The sequence below is a fragment of the Corynebacterium sanguinis genome (assembly GCF_007641235.1).
GTDB classification, from domain to species: domain Bacteria; phylum Actinomycetota; class Actinomycetes; order Mycobacteriales; family Mycobacteriaceae; genus Corynebacterium; species Corynebacterium sanguinis.
The window spans coordinates 1,603,721-1,624,553 of record NZ_CP038157.1 but is presented as its reverse complement, the minus strand read 5'-3'; the positions used below and the strand labels follow the sequence as shown (position 1 = coordinate 1,624,553).

Genomic DNA, 20,833 nt, shown 5'->3' with positions numbered 1-20,833 from the left:
GGCTCTAAGCCTCCTTATCGACGATCTTCGGATCCGAGAGGTCGGCCCCGTACTCGGCAAAACCGTATCCGGCTTCTCCCATCACGTTGACGCGCGCGGGCTTGCGCACGTCAAGCGGCCCGTTGACCAGGTTGTGGAAGCCGTAGACCTTGCGCTTGCCGCCGAGGGCAATGAGCCGAACCGTCCTTGTGTCGCCCGGCTCGAGGCGCACGGCGGTGCCCGCCGGAATGTCGAGCCGGTGTCCGAGCGTGCGATCCCGGTCGAAAACCACGCATGGATTGATTTCGGCGAAGTGGTAGTGGGACCCGACTTGCACGGGACGATCTCCGGTGTTGGTGACTTCTAGTTCGATTGCCTCCCGGCCAGCGTTGCACTCAATGGGCTCGCTGGCTAGGACGTATTCTCCTGGGCGCATCGTGACTCCTTAGCGGATCGGGTTGTGGACGGTGACCAGTTTCGTTCCGTCGGGGAAGGTGGCCTCCACCTGCACGGATTCAATCATTTCGGGCACCCCTTCCATGACGTCGTCGCGGGTGAGGATCGTTGTTCCCCAGTTCATCAGCTCGGCGACGCTGCGCCCGTCCCGCGCGCCTTCGAGAAGCTCGTAGGTGATGATCGCCGTCGCCTCCGGGTAGTTCAGTTTCAGCCCGCGCGCTTGTCGACGCCTGGCCAGATCTGCCGCGACAACGATCAGCAGCTTCTCCTTGTCCCGTGGCACCATGTACATCCAGCGTCACACTCCTTTTCACGTGATTCTTCGGAACTTCAGCGGCGCGTTTGTTCACTGCGGTGCGGGGAGCAAAAGCGTCGTGCGAATGCGTTAGAAAAAACCCTACTCCTCCCCGCCCGCTCTAAGGCGCCTGTGCTGCTGTCTCGCTGGGCAACTGGGCTACACTTTCCACCCAACCACGGACGGCGCACGGCGAGCTGCGCTGCCGCGACGTCAATGAAAGGCGCGTGCCCGCATTTGATCCTGCTTATCGACAACCGCGACTCCTACACCTTCAACCTCGCCCACCTCATCGCCAAAGTCTCCGGTAGCGAGCCGGTGGTCGTGCGCGCGGACGATGTCACGGTCCTCGACCTCCCCCGCCGCATAAAGGCGGGTGAGTTCTCGCACATCGTCATCTCTCCCGGTCCGGGGACCCCTTCGTGCGAAGCCGACTTCGTGGGCTCGCGCGCCGTGATCGAGGCGGCGGGCGGGATTCCCGTCCTCGGGGTCTGCCTGGGTCATCAGGGCCTCGCCCACCTCGCCGGGGCCGAGGTCGGGCGCACCGACCCCAGGCACGGATACACCAGCACGATCACCCACTCCGGCGAGGGCATCTTCGCCGGGCTGCCGCAAGGTTTCACGGCCGTGCGCTACCACTCGCTGCACATCGACAACGTCCCGGACGGGGTGGTTGTCCACGCCCGCAGCGAGGACGGTGTGGTCCAGGGCCTCGAGGTGGCAGGCCAGCCTCACTGGGGTGTGCAGTTCCACCCCGAGTCGGTGCTGACCGAGTACGGCGCAGAGCTGCTCCGCAACTTCCTCGCCCTCGGCGCGTGGAGAGTGCACCACGAATGCGTCGGTGAAGCAATCGACACAGAGGCTACCGCGCGAGCGCTTATGGGCTCGAGCGGAGACGCCTTCTGGCTGGACTCCGCAACCGGCGACGGATTCAGCATCATCGGCTCGACGGCTGGGTCGCTGTCGAAAACGCTGAGCTACCGCCTGACGGATCCCGGACCCGACGTGTTGAGCCTGCTTGCCGACGAGCTCTCCGCCGGCGTGGCTGCCAGTACGCTCCCCGACCTGCCGTTTCGCGGCGGCTGGGTCGGCTTCATCGGCTATGAATGCGCCGCGCTGACCCTGCCGGGGCTTTCCCCGACCCACGCCAGAGCGCACCCGGACGCGTACTTTATCCGGCCGCAGTCCTTCATCGTCTACGACCATGTCCAAGAACGCGCTCACCTCATGGTCTGTGCCCGGGGAGACGAGAAGACGGCTGAGGTTGAACACCTGATGGCCGCTCTGCGCAACGCGGTGACAACCCGATCCGCGCACCGCGGGCGGGCGTCGATAAGCGAAGGCTCGTGGCGGCTCGCGGGCGGCGAGTACGACGCGCGCTTCGGTGAGGTAAAGCGGGCGCTGGAGCGCGGCGACTCCTACGAGGTGTGCCTCACCGACACCTACGAGGCCCGCGTTGCAGGCGAGGGAATCGATCTGTATTCGCGGCTGCGCAGAACCAACCCCGCGCCCTTCGGGGCGTACCTGCGCCTCGGCGGTATCGAGGTGCTCTCCAGCTCGCCCGAGCGCTTCCTCCGCGTGCGCGGCGACCGGGTGGAAACGAAACCGATCAAAGGCACTCTGCCGCGCGAGCGCCGAGCCCAAGAACTGCAGGAAGACGCCAAGACGCGGGCGGAAAACCTCATGATCGTCGACCTGCTGCGCAACGACCTCGCGCGCGTGTCCGTCCCCGGCACTGTGGACGTTGCGCAGCTCATGACCGTGGAAACGTATGCCACGGTACATCAGCTCGTCTCCACGATTACCGGGCGGTTGCGTCCCGACCGCGGGCTGATCGACCTGGTGCGTGCGACCTTCCCACCGGGTTCGATGACGGGGGCACCGAAGGAGCGCACGTGCGCGCTTATCGACGCCCTCGAGCCCGGCCCGCGCGGGGTGTACTCGGGCGCGATCGGTTATTTCGGTTTCGACGGCAACGCGGAGCTCAGCGTCGTCATCCGCACCGCGGTCAAGCAGGGTGAGCGGCTCACAGTGGGCGCCGGGGGCGCGATCGTGTGGGATTCTCGCGCCGATGCGGAATACACCGAGCTGCAGCTCAAGGCCAACGCTGTGATCGCGGGGCTGACGTGACGTCCTACGTGTGGCAGGGCCGCTGGGTTCCCACGCGTGATACGCCGCAGGGTTTCGACTGCGCGGACTCGTGGCGCCACGAATATGGCCGCGCCCGCGGGCTCGAGCTGCACCGGATGCGCTTCGCCGCAGGGGTTGGCCCGCTTCCGGCCGGGATGTGGGAAAGCGCGCTCGCGCTTCTCGACGCCTCCGCCGATCTGTTCCCCCGCATCTCGGTGTACGAGGAAAGATTCCGCCTCGACATCCGCCCAGCGCCGCCGGTGCGAGAATCGACCGACCTGACTCTGGTGTCCGCACCGGATCCCAGAACGATGCCGCTGCTCAAGGGCCCCGATCTGATGCGGCTAGCCGAGCACCGGCGCGCGCACGCCATCGCGGGGACGGACGACGTCATTCTCGGAGACTTCGCGGAAACCACCACCGGCACGCTCGTCGGCTGGAATGGCCGGACCCTCGTGCTACCCGAAGCCACGCGCCTGCCCAGCACGACTGAGGCGCTCGTCGTCGAGCGAGCCAAAAAGCTCGGCTGCGATGTCGCGCACGGTGTCCTCGATCCGGCCAAGCCGATGTGGTTTCTCAACGCCCTGCACGGGATCAGCCCGGTGCGCCGGATCGTCTCGCATACCGCTGTGGTGCTTCTACCTCGCAGCCCCGGCGAGTCGGAGTGGCACAGCTGGTGGCGGTATAAACAATTAGATTTTTAGCATGTACCGACGCTTAGCCAAAATTTCTTGAAACTTTAAAGGGACCGCTGAAATGCGAAAATACCTCAGCCAGTGCGTTTAGTCCCCCTAATTGAAAATGATTACTGACACGTCACGCACATGAGGCGTATCGTGATTCACGTACCCAGTGAGCGCGCCGACCTCGTGCTCCGCAAACGACGAGAGGATTAACACATGAAAGCACTGACGTGGCAAGGGGCCGGTAAAGTCTCAGTTGAAACAGTCGACGACCCCACGATTGAGAAACCCACTGACGCGATAATTGAGGTCACCTCGAGCGGCGTATGCGGCTCCGACCTCCACCTCATCTCCGTTTTGGCCCCGTACATGAACGAGGGCGACATCATGGGCCACGAGCCGATGGGCCGCGTCGTCGAGGCCGGCTCCGCGTCCGGCCTGAAAGTCGGCGACCGCATCGTCGTGCCGTTTAACATCTCCTGCGGTCACTGCTGGATGTGTGACCACAGCCTGTACTCCCAGTGCGAAACCACCCAGGTCACCGAGAAGGGCTCCGGCGCCTCCCTGCTCGGCTTCTCCGAGCTTTACGGTTCCGTCCCCGGCGGCCAGGCCCAATACCTGCGCGTGCCGCACGCCGACTTCGGCGCCATCAAGGTGGGCAACGAACTTGAGGATCACCGCTACGTGTTCCTCAGCGACGTGCTGCCGACCGCGTGGCAGGGCGTTAAGTACGCCGACGTGGGCGAGGGCGACACCATCGCCGTGTACGGCCTTGGCCCGATCGGCCAGATGGCAGCTCGCATGGCACGCCACATGGGTGCGCGCGTGTTCGGAATTGACCCCGTCGCGGAGCGCCGCGAGATGGCCGCACGCCACGGCATCGAGGTATTCGCCGGCGGTGATGAGACTGTCGCCGAGCTGCGAGACATGACCGACGGCCGCGGCCCCGATGCGGTGCTTGATGCCGTGGGGATGGAGGCACACGGATCACCCGTCGGCGGTGCCATTCAGACCGCCGCCGGTTTCCTTCCGGACGCCGCGGCGCAGAAGGTCATGGAGACCGCAGGAGTCGATCGCCTCAGCGCTTTGCACGAGGCCATCGACCTCGTCCGCCGCGGTGGCACGATTTCCATCAGCGGAGTCTACGGCGGCGCGGCCAGCCCGATGCCACTGCTGACCCTTTTTGATAAGCAGATTCAGATGCGCATGGGCCAGTGCAACGTGAAGAAGTGGATCTCCGACCTCATGCCGCTGGTCGAGGATCCTTCCGATCCGCTCGGTGTCGATGACCTAGTAACCCACCGCGTGCCGCTGTCCGAAGCTCCAGAGGCGTACAAGAAGTTCCGCGACAAGGAGGACAACTGCATCAAGGTCGTCCTCGACCCCGTCGCTGGATAACGCCCTTCATCCGACGTGAATAGTTCCCGGCCCCTGATGGGTGCCGGGAACTTTGTTTATGGTGCGCAATCGCCCGCTACGGGTTGCGCGTGTCCTCGCCCAGTTGGTGGACGTGGATCGTGTTCGTCGTGCCACTGACTCCGGGCGGGGTGCCGGCGACGATCACCATCGTGTCGCCCTTGCTGTAGGTTCCGATGCTGAGCAGGTACTCGTCGACCAACCGGACCATCTCATCAGTGCCGTTGGTCTGCGGGCACAAGAAGGTCTCCGCGCCCCACGTCAGCGCCAACTGCGAGCGCACCTGCTGCACCGGGGTGAATACCAGCAACGGGTGGTCCGGGTGCAGGCGAGCGACGCGGCGCGCGGTGTCGCCGGACTTGGTAAACGTCACGATCGCGCGCGCGTTCAGGCGCGTTGCGATGTCGTGCGCGGAGTACGCGATCACGCCGCGCTTGGTGCGCGGGATGTGGTTGAGCGGTGGGACGGTGCCCATCGACTCCGCTACCCGCACGATGCGGCTCATCGTGCGCACGACGTTGTGCGGGTCAACACCGACGGAGGTCTCGCCGGACAGCATCACCGCATCTGCCCCATCGAGCACGGCGTTCGCCACGTCGGAGGCCTCCGCGCGAGTCGGGCGGGAATTCTCAATCATCGAGTCGAGCATCTGCGTAGCGACGATCACCGGCTTCGCGTTCTCGCGCGCGATCTGGATTACGCGCTTTTGCACGAGCGGCACCTGCTCGAGCGGGATCTCCACGCCCAAGTCGCCGCGCGCCACCATCACCGCGTCAAACGCCAGAATGATGGACTCGAGCGCGTCGACAGCCTCGGGCTTTTCCAGTTTCGCAATCACCGGCACGCGACGACCCACCTCGTCCATCACCTCGTGCACGAGGTCGACATCGGACGGCGAACGCACGAACGACAGCGCGATGAAATCGACGCCCAGGTTGAGCGCGAACTTGAGATCGTCGATGTCTTTCTCGCTCAGCGCCGGGACGGAGATGTTCATCCCCGGAAGGGACACACCCTTGTTGTTGGACACCGGCCCGCCCTCGGTGACGCGGGCGACGACGTCGTTGCCATCGACCTCGGTGACCACGAGTGCGACCTTGCCGTCGTCGACAAGCAGGCGATCGCCCGGCTTCGCGTCCTCCGCGAGCTGCTTGTACGTGGTGGAGACGCGGTCGTGTGTGCCCACGACGTCCTCAACGGTGATGCGGACTTCTTCTCCGGTATCCCACTGCGTGGAGCCCTCCTCGAAGCGGCCGAGGCGGATCTTCGGGCCCTGTAAATCGGCGAGGATCCCGACCGCGTGGCCGGTTTCGTCGGTGGCCTCGCGCACCCACCGGTAGTTGCGTTCGTGGTCCGCGTGGTCGCCGTGGGAGAAGTTGAGGCGAGCGACGTTCATTCCATCACGGACAAGACCGACGATAGCTTCCTTGCTGGCCACGGCTGGGCCAAGCGTACAAACAATTTTGGTTCTTCTATCCACTTCGTGCACCAGCTTCGCTCGAGGTTCAATAAGTGCGCGGCTTAGAGCCGTCGTGCGCTTCCCCACCGTACCGCGTCGCGGGCAGGTTCGCTGAGTCGGAATCGGCGCTGGCCGGCTCTCCCTCCCGGTCGTTGCGGGGGTCAACCTCGTCGGGCGTTTCCTGCCCCCGCGGCAGCCGCAGGAAGATAATCAGCGCGACGACGAAGAGGATTCCGGACACCCACGTGTTCACGCGTAGCCCCAGGATGAGGTTGGCCTCGTCGGCACGCATGAGCTCGACGAAAAAGCGCCCCAGGGCGTAGCCGGCCAGGTAGAAGGCGAACACGCGGCCGTGGCCGAGGCGCCAGGCCCGCTCGGCCCAGAGCAGGAAGGCGAACACGGCGAGGTTCCACACCAGCTCGTAGAGGAACGTGGGGTGCACGCTGGCCACGATCTCGCCGGTGGAGCGGCCGGTCAGCGGGGCGTAGTTACCGGCCTCGTCCACGCGGTAGTAAATGTCCAGCGCCCACGGCACGTCCGTCGGCCGGCCGTAAAGCTCCTGGTTGAACCAGTTGCCGAGCCTGCCAATGGCCTGCGCGAGAATGATCGTCGGCGCGACCGCGTCGGCAAACGGCGCGAGCGGGACCTTCTTGTAGCGAAACAGCGCCCACACCGCGAGCGTGCCCAACGCCACCGCGCCGAGGATGCCCAGGCCGCCGCCGGCGACGTTGAACGCCTGCCACGGATCGCGCCCCGGGCCGAAGTACTTGTCGTAGTCCGTGATCACGTGATAGAGGCGCCCGCCGATAATTCCGGCTGGGATTGCGACGATCGCCGCGTCCCACACCACGTCCGGGTCCCCGCCCCTCGCCTTGTAGCGCTTCAGCGTCAGCCACAGGGCGATGATGATGCCGGTGATGATGCACAGCGAGTAGGCACGGATGGGCACAGGCCCGATGTGCCAGACGCCCTGCGGCGGCGAAGGGATGTTGGCCAGGATCATGGTTTCCACGCCCATTAGTGTGCCCGACTCGGTGGCCAAAGGGGAAACGGAAACGCGGTTAGCTGCGCGAGGGGCAGGCCGGGTGCTGGCCCGCTGCCGCGAGCCGGCGCGTCGCTGCGGTGACATCGTCGGAGCTCATCACAGCCTCAGCAGCCAAGACGGCGTCGGCGCCGGAAGAGGCGGCGTCGATGAGATCGCGGGCGGTGCGCACCCCGCCGAGGCTGATCTTGATCACAGCAGACGGCAACCCCGGTGCAATCTCAGCGAAAGCAGCGGGGTTGAGGGAGTTGGTATCGAAGGTCCAGGAGTTCACGGCGATGACGGTGGCGCCGGCGCACAGCGCCCGGTCGGCCTCCTCGCCGGTGCGTACTTCCGCCATCACCACCATGCCTAAGGACTCCGCGCGGTCTATCAGCGCCTCGAGCCGGTTTTGGTCGAGGATGCCTACCTGTAAGGGGATCATGTCGGCGCCAAAACAGCGGGCCTCGTGGATCTGGTACGGGTCGACGATCACATCGCGGCACACCATGGGAAGGTCCACGGCGTCGCGGGCGTTCGCCATGTCGGTCAGGGAGCCGTCGAAACGCAGCCGCTCGGTCTGGCAGGCGATAAGATGCGCGCCGCCGGCCTCGATCGCGCGGGCCACGTCCTCGACCGGGGTTTCGCTCTGGGCGAACGGGGCCGTCGGGCCGAAGACGGGCGAGTTGCGCTTGATCTCGACGATCACCCCGCAACCGTGGCGCAACAGCGCGGCGCGCACATCACGGGTCGGCTCCATCTCCCGCGAGCGCGCCTTGATGTCTTGAAAAGGGACGACGGCTTCACGCTTTTCGACGTCACGCAACACGGCGGCGACAACGCCGTTCGCGACTTTTGCCGTATGCATAACCGTCTCCCTTCCGCTGCGCATAAGGGTAACCGCCCAAGCGCGCCGACAAAAAATCGGGCGCACGCTAGCGCCGCTTATCGACGCCCTCCCCAACACCACCGGCCGGATCCGTCGGGTCGATGTCCGCGTCCAACGCATCCCACAACACCCTGCCCGAATCCGGGTTCTCCTCGAGATCGGAACCGATCTTCTGCCTGCGCACCGCCTCGGTTTCGTACTTGTTCAGCTTCGCGGAATCCACACCGGGGCGCGCCGCCACCACCGCCCCGCCCGCCGCGGCGAGCAGAAAACCGAGCAGCGTCAACACCAGGTAGGCGGGGTTGACCTGGATGGAGGTTATCTCCGCCATGGCAGAGATCGTGCCCTCGCGCGCCTGCGCCTCCTCGGCGCCGGCGGTAAGCAGGGCGCGCACCCGCTCGGGGTCCGCGCCGGAAACAAGGAGGTTCAGCGGAGATAGTGCCGCGCCCACGGCGGCGACGGCCGCGATTGCGCCGATGATGCGTCGGGGGAGGCGTCGTAAAGCAAGCGCGGCGACTGCAGCGGCCAGCAGAAGAAGCGCAACCGCCGAGGCTTCGGTGGACCACTGCGCCCCCGACAGCGCGCGGACCCCGCCGCCGACGCGGTCATCGAAGTAGCTGACCTGCATCCACGGCGCGCGGCTAAACGCCGCCACGATGATCCCGCCCACGCCGATGCCGGCTGCGCCAATGCGCGAGGCGCCCCTATCCGCTGTTTGCTGTGCCATGTGCTTGATCCTAGAGCAGGGGCCGGGAGGTGATGTGTGCAGGTTTGTTGGGCTTACGAGGTTGAGCGCGCTTTGATAGCGTGCGAGTAAGGCCCGCCGGTTGAGTGGCGGGGCCGTTGGAAGGGAGTTTCTGATTCAAATGACAGAGGTAGACAGGTCCACTCCATCGACGTGGGCAGTGGTCGGAGCAATTCTTGCAGTGGGGATGTTCCTTCTGCTGCTGCTGTATCTGGGGCTGAGCCGCTACTTCAACGCGCAGGAGCTCAAGACTTTGGTGGATGGCGCGGAAGCCGCAGGGCAGAGCTACTCCGTAATTATTTACAACGGCTTGACGGGTCGGTACTCGTTTAAGGCGGGTTAGGTTTTGTTGCTGAGGTATAGGAGCTAGACCTCAGCACCTGGCGCTGCGGAAAAGCGCAGGTCACCTGTTACACATGTGGCACCTACACCGTTGGGGTATGGCCACTAGACCTCAACGCACCGCTCCACACAAAAGCCCAGCACACCTGTGACGCGTGTGGCACCCACACCGCTGAAGTATAGCTACTAGACCTGAGCGCACCGCCCCACACAAAAGCCCAGGTCACCTGTTACGCATGTGACACGAAAACCGCTGAGGTATAGCAACTGGACCTCAACGAGACCCACAACGCACCTCACAACAACGCGTCGGCGTCAAAACAAGTCCGGTCCCCCGTGTGGCACGCCCCGCCGACCTGCTTGACGGTGACAAGCAGGGTGTCCCCGTCGCAGTCGAGGCGCACCCCGGTTACTTCCTGCGTATTTCCCGAGGTCAGACCCTTGATCCAGTATTCGTCTCGCGACCGCGAATAGTACGTGCCCTGGCGCGTAGCCAGGGTGTGGGCCAGCGCGTGATCATCCATCCAGGCCATCATGAGCACCTCCCCGGTGCCGTGAGCCTGAACGATCGCGGGCACAAGACCTGCACTGTTGCGCTTTAGCCGCGCCGCAATCGCGGGGTCGAGAGTGTACTCGGCGGGGTTCGTCACCGGACATCCCGCCCAGCAGCGCGCAACGAATCCTTCACCGACGAAATGGAAACCTCGCCAAAGTGGAAAATCGACGCCGCCAGCACCGCGTCAGCACCAGCCGAAACAGCGGGCGGGAAATGCGCCGCCTCGCCGGCACCTCCGGAAGCGATCACGGGAACGGTCACCGCCGCACGCACCTTCTCAATGAGCCCGATGTCAAAGCCCGCCTTGGTGCCGTCGCCGTCCATCGAGTTGAGCAGGATCTCACCCGCTCCGAGCTCCTCGCCCCGGCGCGCCCACTCGATCGCGTCGATGCCCGCCGAGCGGGTGCCACCGTGCGTCGTCACTTCAAAACCGGAGGGCTGGGGCGTCCCACCCTCCGGCACGCACCGCGCGTCGACGGACAGCACAACGCACTGGGCGCCGAAGCGCTCGGCAAGCTCGCGGATCAGGCCGGGGTTGGCGATCGCCGCGGTGTTGACGCTGACCTTGTCGGCGCCGGCGCGCAGCAGCTCCCGGACGTCGTCAACCGAGCGCACTCCCCCACCCACGGTGAGCGGGATGAAGACCTGCTCCGCGGTGCGCCGCACGACGTCGAGCATGGTCCCGCGGCCAGCTGTCGACGCGGTGACATCGAGGAACGTCAGCTCGTCCGCGCCCTCCTCGCCGTAGCGCTTGGCCAGCTCGACGGGGTCGCCCGCGTCACACAGGTTCTCAAAGTTGACCCCCTTGACCACGCGGCCGTTATCCACATCGAGGCAGGGAATAACCCGTATCGCGACACCCATCTTTGACATTGCCCTTTCACTTAGAGGAAACGGATCGCATCGTGCTCAGCGCAATCTTGTGCGCTCTGCGCGTGCCAGCGATCACTCCGACGGCGTCCATCGTCCACGGCTCCCCGTCCGGTCCGGTCACCACAGCACCCGCGCAGCGCGACAGCAAAATGCCCGCGGAATTGTCCCACAGGTGCGGCGAGAAACTCACCGCCGCCTGATAAATGCCCTGGGCAACGAACGCGAAGTCCACGCCCACCGACCCGGAGATACGTGGCCGCAAGTCGGTGTCGGCCAGCGTCGCGATCATGTTCAGGCGCACGTCCGCTGGAAAGCGCTCGGAGTCGGGCGAGCGCACCGAGCCCACCCCGACCTGCGACGCGGCGGTCGTGTCCGTGCCAATCGGCGGCAGCTCCTGGCCGTTGAGGTACACCGGCGAGCCATCCACCCCGGTCAGCCGCATATTCATCAGCGGAATATCGGTCACGGCAACCACCGGCTGCCCGTTCAGAATCAGCGAGACCAGAATCGAACAGTTCGGGTTGCCGGATGAGTAGTTCGAGGTGCCGTCGATGGGGTCGACTACCCAGCACGCCGACGAGTTGAGGTCGCCGCCCTGTTCCTCGCCGTAGACGGGGATCCCGGTCTCCCGGGTCAGCCGGGACCGCATGAGCTTTTCAATCGCGAGATCCGCCTCCGTCGCGAAGTCCCCGGACGCCTTGAAAAGCGCCGGCGCCGCGCCGAGGTGGGAGATGAATAGCTCGCGCGCCTCGTCCACGACCGACTCCGCGATCTCGAGGTAGTGCTCGTTGCTATCCATATCGCTACTTTACTCGAAACTCCTTATAAGAAAACGCCGCGGTATCAGCTCTCGCTGCGTCCCAGCGCATCCAGCGCCTCGCGCAGGGTGAATTTGTGCTCGTAGAGCGCCTTACCGATGATGACCGAGTCGATCCCCTCCTGCGCGAACTGCGCAATCTCGAGCACATCGCTTATCGACGACACCCCGCCACTCGCCGTAACAAAAGCGTCAGTTGCCGCCGACACATCCCGCAGCAGATCCACGTTCGGCCCGGTCAGCGTGCCGTCTCGGCTGACGTCGGTGACCACGAAGCGCGCGCACCCGGCGGCGTCGAAAAACTCGACGACCTCCCACAGGTCCCCGCCGTCGGAAGTCCACCCGTGGCCCTTGGTGCGCCACTGGCCGTCTTCCTCGCGCACCGCGATGTCGATGGCAATCGCGTCGCCGTGGCGCTTGATCGCGTCTGCCGTCCACTGCGGGTTGTTCAGCGCTGCGGTCCCGATGTTGACCCTCTTCGCACCGGTGGCGAGGGCGCGTTCGAGGGAGGCGTCGTCACGAATGCCCCCCGTCAGCTCCACGGCGATGCCGAGGTTTCGGGTGATCTCAGCCATCAGCTCGTGGTTGGAGCCGCGACCGAAGGCGGCGTCGAGGTCCACGAAATGCAGCCACTGCGCTCCCTCGTCGCGCCACCGCTCGGCGGCCTCGAGAGGAGAGCCGTAGCTCTTTTCGGTTCCGGCCTCGCCCTGGTCGAGGCGCACCGCTTGGCCGTTGACGACGTCAACGGCGGGGAGAAGTGTGAAACTCATAGCGACCAAGTCTAACGCAGGGTGCGGACCCAGTTTCGCAGCAGCGCCAAGCCCGCCTCCCCGGACTTCTCCGGATGGAACTGGGTCGCCCACAGCGGCCCGTTTTCCACGGCGGCGACGAAGCGGTCCCCGCCGTGCTCGGACCACGACACAGCCGGCGCGGCGATGAACTCGTCCGGCTGCATCTCCCACGACCGTACGCCGTAGGAGTGCACGAAGTAGAACCGCGTCTCCGGGTCCAACCCGGCGAAAAGCTCCGAACCCGGCGCAATGTCCACGGTGTTCCACCCCATGTGCGGCAGCACTTTCGCCTGCAGCTTATCGACGACCCCGGGCCACTCCCCGATCCCCGAAGCGTCCACCCCGTGCTCGACGCCGCGCTCAAAAAGCACCTGGAAACCGACGCAGATCCCGAGCACGGGGCGAGAGCCCGCGAGGCGCTGGCCGATCACGCGCGGGGCGTTGACAGCGCGCAGCCCCTCCATGCACGACGCGAACGCGCCGACGCCGGGGACGACGAGCCCATCGGCGTCGACGGCCAGCTTCGGGTCGTCGGTGACGGTGACGCTCGCCCCGACGTGCTCGAGCGCGCGCTGGGCGGAGCGGATGTTTCCGGCTCCGTAGTCGAGCAGGACGACGGATGGCGATGTCGGTTGCGTCATGTCGAATTAGTTTAGCGGCCCGGGCGCTTGTACCCGCGGTCCCTCCCGGGCGCGCGCACGGACTTCAGCCTCACGGCCAAGTTGTTGACCTCCGCGACGCGGTTGCGCCCGAGCACGAGGTCCGCCACGGTCACCGCGATGCCGACCGCGACGACCACGCCGGCAACGCCAAACATGGGCGCCATCGTCATCGACGTGAGCATCATGCCGTAGACGGTCGAACCGAGGCCGGTTCCGCTGTCGAAGGCGACGTTCCACATTGCGGAGGCCTCGGAGGCCTTCGACTTGGGAAGCCGGTAAAACAGCATGGTCAGCGATTCGTTTTGTACGGCGCCGAAGCCCGCGCCGTACAACAGCGCGGCGAGCAGCAGCCACCACACGCTGGCTTCGGCCCAGATAACGGCCGCGATGATAAAGATGCCTGCCGCGGCGGAGACCTGGAACGGAATGAGCACCGTGCCCGGCACCCCGCGCCTATCAAGGACCGCACCAGCGTAGTAACGCGAGAACATCGCCGCGAAGTTCATCACCGCCAGCAGCACACCGCCGAAGGCGGCGCCGGCCGTGGGGTCGAGTTCGCGCACGCTGATTGGCAGGAAGTTCGTCACCGCCCCGTAGGCGGTGGTGACCAGCGCCAGCGCGATCATGGGCACCGCCACAAGCCGCCACAGCGGCACCCGCACGGAGCTCAAGTCCGCTGTGGTGGGGTCCGCCGCGGGGATGGTCGGGATGCGCACGCACACAACCAGGCCGATCAGGCCGATGGCGGCGGCGAGGACGTAGACCGGCTCGTAGCCCACCCGATCCGCCAAGGCCAGGCCGGACGGCAGAGCGACCATCTGTGAAAACCCCACGCTCAGGCCGAAAATGCCCGCGGTGCGCCCGAGCAGGCGAAGCGGCACGAGCTCGGTGATAATCGCGGCTTCGGCGACCGACAGCGCGCCGAAGCCGATGCCGCGGATCACGCTCACCGTGATCACGATGACCGGATCCATCCCGAGCGCGTAGCCGAGGGCGGGCAGGCCGAGCAGTAGCGAGGCCACGGCGATGACCGCGCGGTAGCCGAAGCGGCGCAGCAGTTTCGGCACAAGGATCTGGGTGATCACGGTCGCGGCCATAAACGCGCCTGTTGAGCCGCCGGCGAGTGTTTCCGACCCGCCGGCATCCAGCACGGCGGTAGGCACGACCGGCAGCAGCAGCGACCACGCGCCGAAGGCCGCGGCAACGGCGATCAGGGTCGGAACCAGCCCACGTGCCTTCCACGGCGAGGTGATCGCGTTGACTTCCTCGGTGGTGAGCACCTGAGACCAGCGCGCTCGGATCATCGTCTACCCCACTGCGCCCAGCATGGACAGTACAGCGACACACAGCGCCACCGCGGCGGCGATGGCGAGCACGACCGTGGCCACCTTCGACCCGCTCTGATAGGCCGACCACACCCCGCCGAGAAGCAACCCGGCGATAAGGAAGCTGATCAGCACCCACATTCCGCTGGCCACGCTGAACTCCTGCGGCATGTCTAGAGCGCTCCCTTCGTCGACGGCACACCGGTGATGCGGCCATCGCGCTCGGTGGCTTGGCGTAGCGCGCGGGCAACGGCCTTGTACTCGGCCTCGGTGATGTGGTGCGGGTCGCGCCCGTAACGCACGTTAACGTGCAGCGTCACGCGCGCGTTGTACGCGAGCGTTTCAAAGAAGTGGCGGTTGATCACCGTGGCGTAGTGCCCGCCGATGATCTGCCACTGCAGGTGGTCGGGCTCGCCGTTCATCACAAAGTAGGGCCGGCCGGAGAAGTCGACGACGGATTCCACCAGGGTCTCGTCCATGGGCAGCAGGGCGGAGCCGAAGCGGCGGATGCCCTGCTTGTCGCCGACGGCGTCGGCAAGCGCCCAGCCGAGCGTGATCGCGGTGTCTTCGACGGTGTGGTGCGCATCAATGTGGGTATCGCCCTCAGCTTTTACCGCGAGGTCGAAGGCGCCGTGCGTGCCGAACGCGGTGAGCATGTGGTCGAAGAACGGCAGGCCGGTGGAAATATCCGTCTTGCCCGACCCGTCCAGGTTGATCTCGACCGTGATGTTGGACTCGCTGGTGGTCCGAGAGGCGCTACCGAGCCGCTGACTCATTGATGATCTCCTTCGCTGCCGCGAGAAACTGGTTGTTTTCCTCATCCAATCCGATGGTCACCCGCAGGTGGCCTGCGACACCGACGTCGCGGATGAGAACACCGTAGCCGAGGAACTTTTCCCACGCCTCATGCGCGTCATCGAAATGCCCGAAGAACAGGAAGTTCGACTCGCTGGGCACGACGGAATACCCCATCTCCAAAAGCGCCGCCTGCACCCGCTCACGCTCGCGCGCAAGCTTATCGACGCCCGCCAGTGTCTCCGCACCATGGCGCAGCGCCACCCGCGCCGCAGCCTGGGTGAGCACGGACAGGTGGTAGGGCAGGCGCACGAGCATGACCGCCTCGATAAATGCCGGGGCCGCCACGAAGTAGCCCAGGCGCGCGCCCGCGAAGTCGAACGCCTTGGACATGGTGCGGCTGACCACCAGCTTCGTCGGGTAGCGCTCCACCAAGCTGACCGCCGATGGCGAGGGGGAAAACTCGGCGTAGGCTTCGTCGACGATGACGATGCCCGGCGCGGCGTCGATGATGCGCTCGATGGCGGCGAGCGAGGTGACATCTCCGGTGGGGTTATTCGGGGTGGTCACGAACACGATGTCCGGCTGGTGCTCGGCGATGGCTTGAAGCGCCGTGTCCATGTCGATGCGGAAGTCCGGGCCGCGCTCCACCCCGATGAACTCGGTTTGGGTCCCGCTGGACAGGATGGGGTGCATGGAGTAGCTCGGGGTAAAACCCATCGCTGTGCGCCCCGGCCCGCCGAAGGCTTGCAGCAACTGCTGGAGCACCTCGTTGGAGCCGTTGGCCGCCCACAGGTTGTCGCGGGTGACGGCCACGCCCGTTTGGCGGGTGACGTAGGCCGCGAGGTCGGTGCGCAGCTCGACGGCGTCGCGCTCCGGGTAGCGGTTCAGCGTGGGGCCGAACTTGGTGATTTCGGCCACGAGGTCATCGATAAGCTCCTGCGATGGCGGGTAGGGGTTTTCATTGGTGTTCAGCGCTACGGCGACGTCGATCTGGGGTGCGCCGTAGGCCTGCTTGCCGCGCAGCTCCCCGCGCAGGGGAAGCGCGTCGATGGCCGTGTCCGCGGCGATGGTGTTGTCGAGGAAGTCCACTTGTGAGTTTCTCCTTAGATTCCGCGGGCCTTGATGGCCTCGCCGTGGGCGGGAAGCTGCTCGTCGGCGGCGAGGACGACGATGTGGGAGCCGATCTCCTTGAGCGCCGCCTCGTCGTATTCGATGAGGTTGACCGGTTTGAGGAAGGTGTGCGTGGACAAGCCCGCCGCGAAACGCGCCGTGCCCGAGGTCGGCAGCACGTGGTTCGAGCCCGCGGCGTAGTCACCAAGTGGCACCGGCGAGTAGGGGCCGACGAAGATCGCCCCGGCGTTGGTCAGCCGCTCCGCCACCGCGCGGGGGTTTTCGGTGTGGACTTCGGTGTGCTCGGAGGCATAGGCGTCGGTGACGGCGATGGCGGTTTCGAGGTCGTCGACAAGCACGATGCCCGACTGCCTGCCGCCGAGCGCCGAGGCGGCCCGCTGCGCATTGAGGGTTTGTCCGGCGAGACGCTCGACCTCCGCGCGCACGGCGTTGGCGAGCTCCTCGGACGGGGTGATGAGCACGCTCGCGGCGTTTTCGTCGTGCTCGGCCTGGGAGATGAGGTCGTAGGCGACGAAGGTGGCGTTGGCGGTGTCGTCGGCAAGCACCGCAATCTCGCTCGGACCGGCCTCGGAATCGATGCCGACGACGCCGTTGACCAGGCGCTTTGCCGCGGCGACGAAGACGTTGCCGGGGCCGGTGACCATGTCGACCGGCTCGAGGCCGAACTCGTCGTCGCCGTAGGCCAGAAGTGCGATCGCCTGGGCCCCGCCGACGGCCCACACCTCGGTCACGCCGAGCAGCGAGCAGGCGGCCAGGGTGGTCGGGTGCGGCCAGCCGCCGAACTCCTCCTGCGGCGGGGTACACACCACCATCGACGTCGCGCCCGCCTCCTGGGCCGGAATGACGTTCATGAGCACGCTCGACGGGTAGACGGCCTTGCCGCCGGGCACGTAGAGCCCCACCCGCGCAATCGGGATGAACTTCTCCGTCACCGTCGCCCCCGGGGCCAGCTCGATCGTGCTTGTCGACGGCTTCTGCGCAGCGTGGACTGTCCGAATCCGGCCAATCGCCACCTCGAGCGCCTCGCGCACCGCGGGGTCGAGGTTGGCCAGGGCGGCGTCGATACGCTCAGCGGGCACCCGCACCGACTCGGGGCGGATCCGGTCGAACTTCTCGCCGTACTCCAGCGCCGCTGTTGCGCCCCGCTTTTTGACGTCTTCGACGATGGGCGCAACTGTGGGCAGTACTGCGGTGACGTCGACGCCTCCGCGAGGCAGGGCGCGGCGCAGCTCGGAGGTGGAGGGGGTGCGCCCTCGCAGGTCAGTCACGTGCAACATCGTCGGCTCCTCGCAGCAGGGAAAAATCGGCTTCTCGGCCCCTCATTGTATTCCCCTGCCCGACACCGCCGGTTCTTTGCCCGCTTCGCGACGCCGCGTTGGCTTGCTTGGGGTCTTGTTGTTCGGTTTTGTGGGATGTCACGGTCGGGCAGCTGGCGGGGATAGCGACCTGGGGTTTTGCGGCGCGCTGTCGGTTGACCGTGACATCTCGGTCGGTGGGATGTCACGGTCGGGCGCCTGGGCGGGTTGCCGAACTGGGGTTTTGCGGCGCGCTGTCGGTTGACCGTGACATCTCGGTCGGTGGGATGTCACGGTCAGGCCCCTGGGCGGATTGCCGACCTGGGGCTTCGCCCCCGCTGCTAGCTTCACCGTGACATCTGACGCTGTGAGATGTCACGGTCAAGCCCCCACCAATAAACCCGACCTGGGGTTTTGCACCCAGCGACCCGTTCACCGTGACATCTGACACCGTGGAACGTCACGGTCAAGCCCGTAGGCAGATTTTTGACCTGGGATTTTGCCACCGCTGCCCGGTTCACCGTGACATCTGACACCGTGAAATGTCACAGTCAAGCCCGTAAGCGGATCACCGACCTGCAGTTTTACACCCCGAAGGACCCTTCACCGTGACATCCCACCGAACCGGAGCCCACCAACCAAAAACCACAGAAACCCAGACACCCCGCCACAAGGCCGATTCACTCACCGCCGCTACGAGTCGCTTAAGCTCGCCTATATGCCGTGAGCGCCACCGGCAGGCGCAACAACGACGACGAGTACCGGTTTCAAGCACCACAGGGAGGTGGCCGTGGGAAAGCACAGCGCGCAGCTACCCTACCCCGACGAGTCCGCCTCCTCATCCGAGGTCACCCTTAAGCGCATCGTCGCTGCCCTCGACGGCCTCGGGCTGAGCCCGATGTACCATCCCGACCGCCCGGACCGCGCCGTCGTGCCTGCGTACGCGTTCGTGAGCACGGTGTGGATCTCCTACGACAAGCCGCTGATGCTGGTCGCCGACTTCACCGAACGCGTGCCCACCGAATTCGAGCGCTCCGCGGAGCTGGCCGACTTCATCAACGAATGGAATCGCGACAGAGTCGGGCCGACCGCCTCGTACCGGCTGATGGATTCCGGCGACCTCGCCGTCAGCCTGCGCGCTGGGGTGCGCACGCGCTGCGGGCTCACGGACGAGCAGCTCATGGCCGAGCTTGCCGACGCCTTCGAGCACGCCGCGGCCTTTTCCACCCAGCTGCGCCAACGCTTCTTGCCTATCGAGTTCGACCAGCCGCTGCCGCCGGCGCTGGCGCGCGCCCAAGACACCGACGCTTTGTTGGGCCGCCACCCCTCCGAGCGCCACCTTCCGCGCGGCGAACACCGAAAGTTTTCGGACATCCACGACGTGCCCGACGTTTACGACAACGTCGACGACGAGTTTGTTGAGCCCGTTGACTTGGATTCGTTTACGGACACGTTGGACATGCTCGACTTCACCTACGACTTCCCCGCCGAGGACCTCATCACCACCGGTGTTAACTCCATCGCGTTCGCGGTCTGCATCGATGCCGGCGAGTACGCCCGGATCACCGCGATGTGGGACACCGGCCAGCGCAGCGAGGACGGGTTCCTCGCCATGTGGCTGATCTGCAACGACCTCAACGAGCAAACCGCGGGCCTGCGCGCCTACCTGCTCGACCTCGACGGATACCTGCACCTACACGTGGAAACAACCTGCCTCGTCTCCCAGGGCTTGTCCCCCGCACAGCGGCACAACTATCTGATCTCGTCGTTCGTCTCCATCCTCGGGGCGGTGGATCAGATCAGCACCCAGGTCAAGGGCGCGTCGGCGGTTAATTGGCCGGGGCGGGCTGAGGGCTAACGGCCGGCACGTCGCGCTGGGCGGCCTGCAGCTCAGAGGCGGCCGTGAGCAGGTAGAACATCAACGCCGCGACGAACGGCCCAGCGAGCCAGCCCATGCCGGGGTTTAGCGGGGGCACGACGCTGAACCCATCGCCGTTGGCTAGCGTGGCGTCATGGGGCGAGGGGTGGGTAAAGGCCGCGGACCAGCTGCCGAAGGTATGCACCGCGAAGGCCGCGGCGGCCGCGCACACAATCACCCACAATAGAGCGCGCAACCCGACGAGGCCGCGCGCGAAAGCGAAGATCGCGATGATCAGCCCCAGCACAGCGCTGACCAGAACGAACCCGCCGAGCGAGGCGAACTCGACGCTGGGTGGGCTCGCGACCTCGTCGACAACGTAGGAGCCTTCGCTCAACGTCCCCACGTAACCCGGCCGGGTAAGACCCCACACGGCCCCGGCGACGGAACCCAGGCCCAGAGCGAGCATGAGGAGGGCCGCCGCAGCGCCGGCCCCGGTGGAAAACTTCATTAGTTGCAGAGCTTCCAGCGCCCGTCTTCGCGCTCGAAAATCAGGGTCTGCTCTTCACTGCCGTTCTGGTTGGTCACCGTCGCGGTGGCCGACGCCCGGTTGCCGTCAACCTTGGCGTCGGTAAGCGACACCGTGCTCTGCGGCACCGTAACCGCCTGGCCGGCCTGGGCCTGCAGGCGCGCCGCCTGCTCAATCTGGTCCAGGGTGTAGCCCGAGCGGTTCATCTCCTCCTGCACCGGCTCCGTCACCTTGCGGCAGGAATTTTCCATCAGTACGCGGGTCCACTTTTCCGGGCTCGGCGGGTTGAGCGCCGCGTGCATTGTCTGCTCCATCTCCTGCTTGTCAGCGTCGGAGGCCTGGCTGCCACCCTGCAGCGGCTGCTGGGGCGGCGGCGTGAAGTTCGGGTCTTGGAACGGGTTGGACAGCCCCCCGCCAGCGGCCGCCGGGGCCTGGGGGTTGGCACCAGGGGCGTTCGCCGCCGACTGAGCGGCAGACGACTCAGCGGCGCTCGACTCCGTGGCCTCCGTCGTGCCGGAAGGCTCGGTGCTCTGCGTCGTCGTCGCGGAGGTAACCGTCGAGGTGGAGGAGGCTACGTCAGCGGTCTCCTCATCGGAGCCGCAGGCGGTGAGTGAGATAGAGGCGGCGGCCAGTGCGACAGTTGTCGCGGCTACCTTGTGGGAACCGGTTGGAAACATCACTACTACAACTCTCCTCGCAAAAATGCATTGTGTGGCCGTTTACCGCTTTTGTGGCTTTGTCAATACTAACAACGCATTGCTTAGTGGGCTGTGGGCCATCAGT

23 protein-coding genes are annotated in these 20,833 nt (G+C 65.8%); 5 read left to right on the top strand and 18 right to left on the bottom strand.

Annotated elements, in window-relative coordinates; genetic code table 11:
• Positions 1–4: 4 nt before the first annotated feature.
• Complete coding sequence (locus E3227_RS07865; RefSeq protein WP_144318110.1) at positions 5–415, bottom strand: urease subunit beta; 411 nt, start codon at positions 413–415, stop codon at positions 5–7.
• A gap of 9 nt (positions 416–424) precedes the next feature.
• A complete protein-coding gene (locus tag E3227_RS07860; RefSeq protein ID WP_144318109.1) occupies positions 425–727 on the bottom strand; it encodes an urease subunit gamma in 303 nt (100 codons plus the stop codon).
• 219 nt (positions 728–946) lie between these two features.
• Between E3227_RS07860 and pabB the strand changes: the two genes are divergently transcribed.
• The 3 genes from pabB (at position 947) to E3227_RS07845 (ending at position 4,941) form a co-directional block, all read left to right on the top strand.
• Entirely contained in the window at positions 947–2,860 is a 1,914-nt protein-coding gene (pabB, locus tag E3227_RS07855) for an aminodeoxychorismate synthase component I (RefSeq protein ID WP_246062657.1), read from the top strand.
• A complete protein-coding gene (locus E3227_RS07850; RefSeq protein WP_144318107.1) occupies positions 2,857–3,564 on the top strand; it encodes an aminotransferase class IV in 708 nt (235 codons plus the stop codon). The genes pabB and E3227_RS07850 overlap by 4 nt, the downstream gene beginning before the upstream one ends.
• Before the next feature lie 195 nt (positions 3,565–3,759).
• Complete coding sequence (locus E3227_RS07845; RefSeq protein WP_136651556.1) at positions 3,760–4,941, top strand: zinc-dependent alcohol dehydrogenase; 1,182 nt, start codon at positions 3,760–3,762, stop codon at positions 4,939–4,941.
• A 76-nt stretch (positions 4,942–5,017) separates the two neighbouring features.
• Here the strand turns inward: E3227_RS07845 and pyk are convergent, their stop codons facing one another.
• The 4 genes from pyk to E3227_RS07825 all read right to left on the bottom strand — a co-directional run bounded on the left by pyk (position 5,018) and on the right by E3227_RS07825 (position 9,055).
• On the bottom strand, positions 5,018–6,439 hold the full coding sequence (gene pyk, locus E3227_RS07840; RefSeq protein WP_136651555.1) for a pyruvate kinase: 1,422 nt from the start codon (positions 6,437–6,439) through the stop codon (positions 5,018–5,020).
• A gap of 25 nt (positions 6,440–6,464) precedes the next feature.
• The gene (gene lgt / locus E3227_RS07835) at positions 6,465–7,430 is read right to left on the bottom strand and encodes a prolipoprotein diacylglyceryl transferase (protein WP_246062656.1); all 966 of its coding nucleotides are present in this window, start codon (positions 7,428–7,430) and stop codon (positions 6,465–6,467) included.
• A 49-nt stretch (positions 7,431–7,479) separates the two neighbouring features.
• The gene (locus E3227_RS07830) at positions 7,480–8,307 is read right to left on the bottom strand and encodes an indole-3-glycerol phosphate synthase TrpC (RefSeq protein WP_246062655.1); all 828 of its coding nucleotides are present in this window, start codon (positions 8,305–8,307) and stop codon (positions 7,480–7,482) included.
• Positions 8,308–8,374: 67 nt separating this feature from the next.
• Complete coding sequence (locus E3227_RS07825) at positions 8,375–9,055, bottom strand: TIGR02234 family membrane protein (protein ID WP_144318106.1); 681 nt, start codon at positions 9,053–9,055, stop codon at positions 8,375–8,377.
• 139 nt (positions 9,056–9,194) lie between these two features.
• Between E3227_RS07825 and E3227_RS07820 the strand changes: the two genes are divergently transcribed.
• Complete coding sequence (locus E3227_RS07820; protein WP_144318105.1) at positions 9,195–9,416, top strand: hypothetical protein; 222 nt, start codon at positions 9,195–9,197, stop codon at positions 9,414–9,416.
• Positions 9,417–9,711: 295 nt separating this feature from the next.
• On the opposite strand, the gene hisI is transcribed toward E3227_RS07820, so the two are convergent.
• From hisI to hisD, 10 genes are read right to left on the bottom strand one after another with little or no spacing between them, the layout of a single operon-like run.
• Complete coding sequence (hisI, locus tag E3227_RS07815; RefSeq protein ID WP_136651550.1) at positions 9,712–10,065, bottom strand: phosphoribosyl-AMP cyclohydrolase; 354 nt, start codon at positions 10,063–10,065, stop codon at positions 9,712–9,714.
• Complete coding sequence (gene hisF / locus E3227_RS07810) at positions 10,062–10,835, bottom strand: imidazole glycerol phosphate synthase subunit HisF (protein WP_144318625.1); 774 nt, start codon at positions 10,833–10,835, stop codon at positions 10,062–10,064. Before hisF ends, hisI begins: the two co-directional genes overlap by 4 nt.
• A 16-nt stretch (positions 10,836–10,851) precedes the next feature.
• Positions 10,852–11,643, bottom strand: coding sequence for an inositol monophosphatase family protein (locus E3227_RS07805; protein WP_144318104.1), 792 nt, complete (start codon positions 11,641–11,643; stop codon positions 10,852–10,854).
• Between the two features lie 44 nt (positions 11,644–11,687).
• Positions 11,688–12,431: a bifunctional 1-(5-phosphoribosyl)-5-((5-phosphoribosylamino)methylideneamino)imidazole-4-carboxamide isomerase/phosphoribosylanthranilate isomerase PriA gene (gene priA / locus E3227_RS07800; protein WP_144318103.1), complete on the bottom strand. Its 744-nt coding sequence runs from the start codon at positions 12,429–12,431 to the stop codon at positions 11,688–11,690.
• 11 nt (positions 12,432–12,442) lie between these two features.
• Positions 12,443–13,093: an imidazole glycerol phosphate synthase subunit HisH gene (gene hisH / locus E3227_RS07795; RefSeq protein WP_144318102.1), complete on the bottom strand. Its 651-nt coding sequence runs from the start codon at positions 13,091–13,093 to the stop codon at positions 12,443–12,445.
• 11 nt (positions 13,094–13,104) lie between these two features.
• The gene (locus E3227_RS07790; protein WP_144318101.1) at positions 13,105–14,418 is read right to left on the bottom strand and encodes an MFS transporter; all 1,314 of its coding nucleotides are present in this window, start codon (positions 14,416–14,418) and stop codon (positions 13,105–13,107) included.
• A gap of 3 nt (positions 14,419–14,421) precedes the next feature.
• Positions 14,422–14,610 carry a hypothetical protein gene (locus tag E3227_RS07785; RefSeq protein ID WP_136651545.1) on the bottom strand — a complete coding sequence of 63 codons (189 nt, stop codon included), beginning with the start codon at positions 14,608–14,610 and terminating at the stop codon, positions 14,422–14,424.
• A gap of 2 nt (positions 14,611–14,612) precedes the next feature.
• The gene (hisB, locus tag E3227_RS07780; protein ID WP_144318100.1) at positions 14,613–15,215 is read right to left on the bottom strand and encodes an imidazoleglycerol-phosphate dehydratase HisB; all 603 of its coding nucleotides are present in this window, start codon (positions 15,213–15,215) and stop codon (positions 14,613–14,615) included.
• Complete coding sequence (locus E3227_RS07775; protein WP_375543106.1) at positions 15,196–16,305, bottom strand: histidinol-phosphate transaminase; 1,110 nt, start codon at positions 16,303–16,305, stop codon at positions 15,196–15,198. The genes hisB and E3227_RS07775 overlap by 20 nt, the downstream gene beginning before the upstream one ends.
• A 35-nt stretch (positions 16,306–16,340) precedes the next feature.
• Positions 16,341–17,645 (bottom strand): histidinol dehydrogenase, encoded by a 1,305-nt coding sequence (gene hisD, locus E3227_RS07770; RefSeq protein WP_136651543.1) that lies wholly within the window; start codon positions 17,643–17,645, stop codon positions 16,341–16,343.
• A gap of 808 nt (positions 17,646–18,453) precedes the next feature.
• Between hisD and E3227_RS07765 the strand changes: the two genes are divergently transcribed.
• A complete protein-coding gene (locus tag E3227_RS07765) occupies positions 18,454–19,521 on the top strand; it encodes a YbjN domain-containing protein (RefSeq protein ID WP_246062654.1) in 1,068 nt (355 codons plus the stop codon).
• On the opposite strand, the gene E3227_RS07760 is transcribed toward E3227_RS07765, so the two are convergent.
• Together E3227_RS07760 and E3227_RS07755 are read right to left on the bottom strand one after the other, a co-directional pair.
• Complete coding sequence (locus E3227_RS07760) at positions 19,493–20,032, bottom strand: hypothetical protein (RefSeq protein ID WP_144318098.1); 540 nt, start codon at positions 20,030–20,032, stop codon at positions 19,493–19,495. The two genes, E3227_RS07765 and E3227_RS07760, sit on opposite strands and share 29 nt — an antisense overlap.
• Positions 20,032–20,730 (bottom strand): nuclear transport factor 2 family protein, encoded by a 699-nt coding sequence (locus E3227_RS07755; RefSeq protein ID WP_144318097.1) that lies wholly within the window; start codon positions 20,728–20,730, stop codon positions 20,032–20,034. The genes E3227_RS07760 and E3227_RS07755 overlap by 1 nt, the downstream gene beginning before the upstream one ends.
• Between the last annotated feature and the right edge of the window lie 103 nt (positions 20,731–20,833).

Bases quoted from the DNA above. Each gene is read 5' to 3' on its own strand.
- E3227_RS07865 (WP_144318110.1), bottom strand. From the start codon at position 415: ATGCGCCCAGGAGAATACGTCCTAGCCAGCGAGCCCATTGAGTGCAAC.
- E3227_RS07860 (WP_144318109.1), bottom strand. From the start codon at position 727: ATGTACATGGTGCCACGGGACAAGGAGAAGCTGCTGATCGTTGTCGCG.
- pabB (WP_246062657.1), top strand. From the start codon at position 947: ATGAAAGGCGCGTGCCCGCATTTGATCCTGCTTATCGACAACCGCGAC.
- E3227_RS07845 (WP_136651556.1), top strand. From the start codon at position 3,760: ATGAAAGCACTGACGTGGCAAGGGGCCGGTAAAGTCTCAGTTGAAACA.
- E3227_RS07830 (WP_246062655.1), bottom strand. From the start codon at position 8,307: ATGCATACGGCAAAAGTCGCGAACGGCGTTGTCGCCGCCGTGTTGCGT.
- E3227_RS07825 (WP_144318106.1), bottom strand. From the start codon at position 9,055: ATGGCACAGCAAACAGCGGATAGGGGCGCCTCGCGCATTGGCGCAGCC.
- E3227_RS07820 (WP_144318105.1), top strand. From the start codon at position 9,195: ATGACAGAGGTAGACAGGTCCACTCCATCGACGTGGGCAGTGGTCGGA.
- hisF (WP_144318625.1), bottom strand. From the start codon at position 10,835: ATGGGTGTCGCGATACGGGTTATTCCCTGCCTCGATGTGGATAACGGC.
- E3227_RS07805 (WP_144318104.1), bottom strand. From the start codon at position 11,643: ATGGATAGCAACGAGCACTACCTCGAGATCGCGGAGTCGGTCGTGGAC.
- priA (WP_144318103.1), bottom strand. From the start codon at position 12,431: ATGAGTTTCACACTTCTCCCCGCCGTTGACGTCGTCAACGGCCAAGCG.
- hisH (WP_144318102.1), bottom strand. From the start codon at position 13,093: ATGACGCAACCGACATCGCCATCCGTCGTCCTGCTCGACTACGGAGCC.
- E3227_RS07790 (WP_144318101.1), bottom strand. From the start codon at position 14,418: ATGATCCGAGCGCGCTGGTCTCAGGTGCTCACCACCGAGGAAGTCAAC.
- E3227_RS07785 (WP_136651545.1), bottom strand. From the start codon at position 14,610: ATGCCGCAGGAGTTCAGCGTGGCCAGCGGAATGTGGGTGCTGATCAGC.
- hisB (WP_144318100.1), bottom strand. From the start codon at position 15,215: ATGAGTCAGCGGCTCGGTAGCGCCTCTCGGACCACCAGCGAGTCCAAC.
- hisD (WP_136651543.1), bottom strand. From the start codon at position 17,645: ATGTTGCACGTGACTGACCTGCGAGGGCGCACCCCCTCCACCTCCGAG.
- E3227_RS07760 (WP_144318098.1), bottom strand. From the start codon at position 20,032: ATGAAGTTTTCCACCGGGGCCGGCGCTGCGGCGGCCCTCCTCATGCTC.